General features: G+C 71.8%; 5 protein-coding genes. 2 read left to right on the top strand and 3 right to left on the bottom strand.

All coding sequences use genetic code 11. The annotated features are described in order from the left end of the window. Positions 1-79 precede the first annotated feature (79 nt). A complete protein-coding gene (locus ABZ749_RS29590; protein WP_357233560.1) occupies positions 80-742 on the bottom strand; it encodes a fasciclin domain-containing protein in 663 nt (220 codons plus the stop codon). 134 nt (positions 743-876) lie between these two features. On the opposite strand from ABZ749_RS29590, the gene ABZ749_RS29585 reads away from it, so the two are divergent. Further along, positions 877-1,362 (top strand): GNAT family N-acetyltransferase, encoded by a 486-nt coding sequence (locus tag ABZ749_RS29585; RefSeq protein ID WP_357233558.1) that lies wholly within the window; start codon positions 877-879, stop codon positions 1,360-1,362. A gap of 159 nt (positions 1,363-1,521) precedes the next feature. On the opposite strand, the gene ABZ749_RS29580 is transcribed toward ABZ749_RS29585, so the two are convergent. Then, a complete protein-coding gene (locus ABZ749_RS29580) occupies positions 1,522-2,802 on the bottom strand; it encodes an MFS transporter (RefSeq protein ID WP_357233556.1) in 1,281 nt (426 codons plus the stop codon). Between the two features lie 174 nt (positions 2,803-2,976). Then, entirely contained in the window at positions 2,977-3,876 is a 900-nt protein-coding gene (locus ABZ749_RS29575; RefSeq protein WP_357233554.1) for a LysR family transcriptional regulator, read from the bottom strand. A gap of 158 nt (positions 3,877-4,034) precedes the next feature. Here ABZ749_RS29575 and ABZ749_RS29570 point away from each other — a divergent pair, with 158 nt between their 5' ends. After that, complete coding sequence (locus tag ABZ749_RS29570; RefSeq protein ID WP_357233552.1) at positions 4,035-4,757, top strand: SDR family NAD(P)-dependent oxidoreductase; 723 nt, start codon at positions 4,035-4,037, stop codon at positions 4,755-4,757. The last annotated feature ends 28 nt before the right edge of the window (positions 4,758-4,785 follow it).

Here is a 4,785-nt window from a genome sequence, read left to right as displayed (position 1 = left end):
CGGGGGGGGGGGGCACCGGGCGCTTGACCGGCCGGCGCGGGTGGCGTCCGGCGCATGGCCGGACGCCACCCGCCCGCGGTCAGGGCAGGTCGATCGGGCGCAGTACCCGGTCCACGACGTGCGCGATCTGCCGGTTGCCCTTGTTGACGTCGTAGGAGACGACCCGGGCGTCACGGTCGTCGGTGTCGGCGTCTACCAGCCGCACCTGGCGGAAGAAGTACAGGTAGGTGCGCACGTCGACCTCGACGGTCGAGCCGAGCGCGGTGGTCAGGTCCGTGCCGTCGGCCCGGACCGCCGTCTTGCGATCGATGGTGGCGCCCGGGACAACGTGGTAGAGCAGCACCGACTCGACGGTGTCGATGCCCAGCCCGGCCACGGCGGTGAAGGCCGCGCTCTCACTCGGCAACTTCTGGGCCTGCGTGATCTCGCGGACCAACTGCTGGAAGGCCGCGTCGGTGGGGATGAACGCGGTCAGCGCCACGGTGCCGTCGGTGAGCGCCTTCACCGGAGAGTTCGGCTTGGCCTCCAGCACGGCCAGCACGGCCGCGGTCAGCACGTCGAAGTCCCGCGAGTTGCGGTCGAAACCGCTGGTGTCCTTCGTGAGCACCGCGGCGAGTGAGTTCGTGCCGAGCGGCTTGGCCTTGCCGGTCGCCTGAGCGGCCGGCACAGCGATGGCCGTGGTGGCCAGCGCGGTGGCCAGGGCGCCCACCGCCATCCGGGCGGCAAGTCGTGCGATCTTCATCAGCGGGCCTTTCGTCGAAGCGACGGATCCGTGACGTCTCGTCACGACCCATGCTTCGCATCGGGTAGGCCGCGTGGATGCACCTGCGGATAAACGGATTGTCCAGGGCTCCGGCCGGGGCCTAACCTCCCCGGGTGCTGATTCGGGAGTTCGTCGACCGGGACTGGTCGCAGGTGTGGCCGATCATCGAGGAGGTGATCCGGGCACAGGAGACGTTCCCCTACGACCCGGCGATGACCGCCGAGCAGTCGTACGGCATGTGGGTCGAGGCGGCGCCGGCGCGGACCGTCGTGGCGGTCGACGGCGAGCGGGTTCTCGGCACCGCGAAGATGGGCGCCAACCGGCCCGGGCCGGGCGCTCACGTGTCCACCGCCAGCTTCATGGTCGCCGCCGACGCGCGGGGCCGGGGCGTCGGCGCCGCGCTGTGCCGCGACGCCCTGACCTGGGCCCGCCGCCAGGGGTACGCCGGCATGCAGTTCAACGCGGTGGTGGAGAGCAACGGTTCGGCGGTGCGGTTGTATCGGCGGGAGGGCTTCGAGGTGGTCGGCACCGTGCCGGGCGCGTTCCGTCACCCCACAGTGGGCCGGGTCGGCCTGCACGTGATGTACCAGGAGTTCTGACCGCGTCCGCTCCGCTCGCCCAGGAGGCCACAGTGGTGGTCGGCGCCTTTGGAGCTGATGTCACAAACGAATCGGCCACGGGCCGGGTCGTCCGGATCTTTCCACCGCCTGGAGCGTCCCCACCGCTTGAATCGTTTAGGACATCAGCTCCATAGCGTCTCAACCAACGGTGCCGCCGGCCGGGGCCGGGCGCAGTCCGGGCTGCCCGGCGGCCGGCTCCGCGCCGGCACGGCGGATCGGGGTGAAGAGCCCGCCGACAGCGACCAGCAGGCACCCAGCGCCCGCCACGAGCGTGACCGCCGGAGCCCCGTACCGGCCGGCGGCCCAGGTCAGCACGACGGCCCCGGCCGGACCGAGGGCGTAGTGCGTGCTCCAGAACGCCGACGTCACCCGACCCAGCAGGTGATCGGGGGTGATCTCCTGCCGCAGGGACATCGAACAGATCCCGCCGACGCTGAGACAGCACAGGTACACAGCGGTCAACGTGGTGACCGCGGGCACTGTGGTGGCGATGCCGACCCCCGCCACCGCGAAACCGCAGATCGCGTGCGCGCCGATCCAGGTGGCACCGAAGCCACGACGTCGGCGCAGCGGCGCCACCAGCAGCGCCCCGGCGACAGTGCCCAGCGCCGCCAGGCCGAGCACCGTGCCGACGGTGCCCTCGGACCCGCCGAGGTCGTGCGTCACGTGGTAGATCAGCACGTCGACGAACCCGTAGGTGAGGAAGATGAAGACCGACAACAGGACGGTCAGCGCGCGCAGCACGGGCTGACGCCACAGGAACCGCGCCCCGGCCAGAAACTCGACCAGCGGGCGTTGCCGGGCCACCCCCTCGTCCACCTGGACGGGGCGCAGTCGGATCAGCCACAGGCCGGCTGCCGAGAGCGCGAAGCTCGCCGCGTTCACGGCGATGGCGGTGGCCGGGCCGAAGCGGGCCGCCACCACACCGGCGAGCAGCGGCCCGAGGACGGCCGCCGCGGCGTACGTCGCCTGCAACCGGCCGTTGGCCTCGGTGATCCGGTCGGAGTCGACGAGGTTGCGGACCGCTGTCACCGCGGCCACCTGGAACAGCATGCCGGCCGCCTCGCAGATCGGCAGCACGACGAAGAGCAGCCAGACCTGCGGACCAGCGAGCCACGCCAGCGGCACCAGCGCGTAGAGCACCAGTCGGGTCAGGTCCGCCACGATCATGAGGGTGCGGCGGTCGTACCGGTCGACCAGCACCCCACCGAAGATCCCGGCGACGACGGACGCCGCGCCCGCGACGGCGGTCAGCAGGCCCATCCGTGCCACCGACCCGGTCGCCTGGAGCACCAGCAGCGGCACCGCCAGGTAGGCGAACGAGTCGCCGGCCGCCGAGAGCGACTGGGCGACCCAGTACGTGCCGAAGGTCCGGTCCCGCCAGAGCGGAGCCCGACCAGCGGCGGCGGATCGACTCATCGCGCCAAGGGTAGTGAACACGGCCGTCCGCCACTGGCCCTGGCGGGCGTCACACCGCTGCGATATCGCGGATCCACCAGCGGCACGCATCTCGTGGTCATCACACCTCCGGCTGGCGCGCCGTCGCCGCCGGCACCACCCACCACCTCGCGCGGTGAGCCGATCGCCTCGCCGTCAGCCGGTGCTGGTGAGGTCGGTCGTCGCCGCGAGGTCGGTGACCACATCCAGGAAGCGGTGCAGGGCGGGCGCGGTGTTTTCCGCCAACCACACCATCTCCGTGTGCGTGTACGCCCCGGTCAGCGGGACGAACACCACGCCGGTGCGGCGCAGACTCGCCGCCGAGCAGGCGAGCCGGGTGACGCCGAGTCCGGCGGCGACCAGGCCGAGCAGGCTCTGCACGCCGGCCTCCTCCTGAACGACGGTCGGCAAGAACCCCGCTTCCCGGAACTGGTCCTGGTAGGCGCGGTGCCAGGGTTCCCAGGAGCTGCGCGGCGTCATGACCCATGGTTCGTTCGCCAGGTCGGCGAGCGCCAACTCGGCCCGGCCGGCGAGCGGGTGGCCCTCGGGCAGCACCGCGCAGACCGGTTCAGTGGTCAGTCTCCTCGACTCCAGGCCGGGAACGAGCGGGGTCCGGGTGAAGGCCACGTCGTACCGCCCGTCGAGGACGCCCTGGACGAGGGGCGCGATGCTGGTGGACTCGGTGGCCAGGTGCAGGTCGGGGAGGTGGTGGCGGACCGCCCGGACCACCGGGGGCAGGAGGTGGTTGGCGACGGTGGTCAGGAAGGCGAGCCGGAGGGCGCCGACCTCACCCCGCACGGCCCGTCCCACGACGGCGACGGCCTGCTCGGCGCGGTCTGTCACGGCGCGCGCCTCGGGCACGAACAGGGCGCCGATCTCGGTCAGTGTGGTGCCACGGCTGTCGCGGTCGAACAGCTTCGCCCCGAGGACGCGTTCCAGGGCGGTGATCTGCTGCGACAGCGACTGCTGGGCGATCATCAGCCGGGTGGCGGCCCGGTTGAAGCTCAGCTCCTCCGCGAGGACCAGGAAGTACCGCAGTTGTCGCAGCTCGGGCATGCCCACAGGAACAGACTGTAGCCACGTCAGGAAGCGTGTGTTGGCCGTCCGCGCAGGCCTCCGCGCACGATCGTCGGGTAGGGCTCGGCCGGCACTCCGTACGCCTGTACGGCCCGTCGGTACGGCCACCTGAGGACACCCACCGAAGGAACTCGATCATGACTGATACACGCCTCACCACGCCGTTCAACGCCCGGTCCACCGCCGCCGACGTGGTGGCCGGTGCCGACCTGACCGGGCAGCGCGCCATCGTCACCGGCGCCTCCTCGGGCATCGGCGTGGAGACCGCCCGGGCGCTCGCCACTGCGGGCGCCGAGGTGACTCTGGCGGTGCGGGACGTGCGGGCCGGAGAACGGACCGCGCGAGAGGTCCGCGCCGCGGCCACGAACCGGCTGGTCCGGGTCGCCCCGCTGGACCTGTCCAACCAGCGGTCCGTCGCCGCTTTCGTCGCCGATTGGGACGGCCCGCTGCACATCCTGGTCAACAACGCCGGGGTGTCGGCGACCCCCGAGATGCGGACGGCGGAGGGGTGGGAGTTGCAGTTCGCCACCAACCACCTCGGCCACTTCGCGCTCGCCAACGGGCTGCACCGGGCACTCGCCGCGGCCGGTCGGGCCCGCGTGGTGTCGCTGAGTTCCATCGCCCACGTGCAGGCCCCGATGGTCTTCGAGGACGTCAACTTCCGGGAGCGGCGCTACGACCGTCTCCTGGCCTACGGCGAGTCGAAGACCGCCACCGCACTGTTCGCGGTCGAGGCGAACCGGCGCTGGGCCGGCGACGGCATCACCGTCAACGCGGCCAACCCGGGCGCGGTCGCCACCAACCTGGGACGGCACCTCACCGAGGAGGACTACGCGTGTCCACCAGCTGGGTCTCCGTGAAGGAGGCCTTGCCGATGATCAGGTGCAG

It is taken from the genome of Micromonospora sp. NPDC047753 (assembly GCF_040642735.1).
Lineage (GTDB): Bacteria > Actinomycetota > Actinomycetes > Mycobacteriales > Micromonosporaceae > Micromonospora.
The sequence above is the reverse complement of the archived record's forward strand: the minus strand, read 5'-3'. Positions and strand labels throughout refer to the sequence as shown.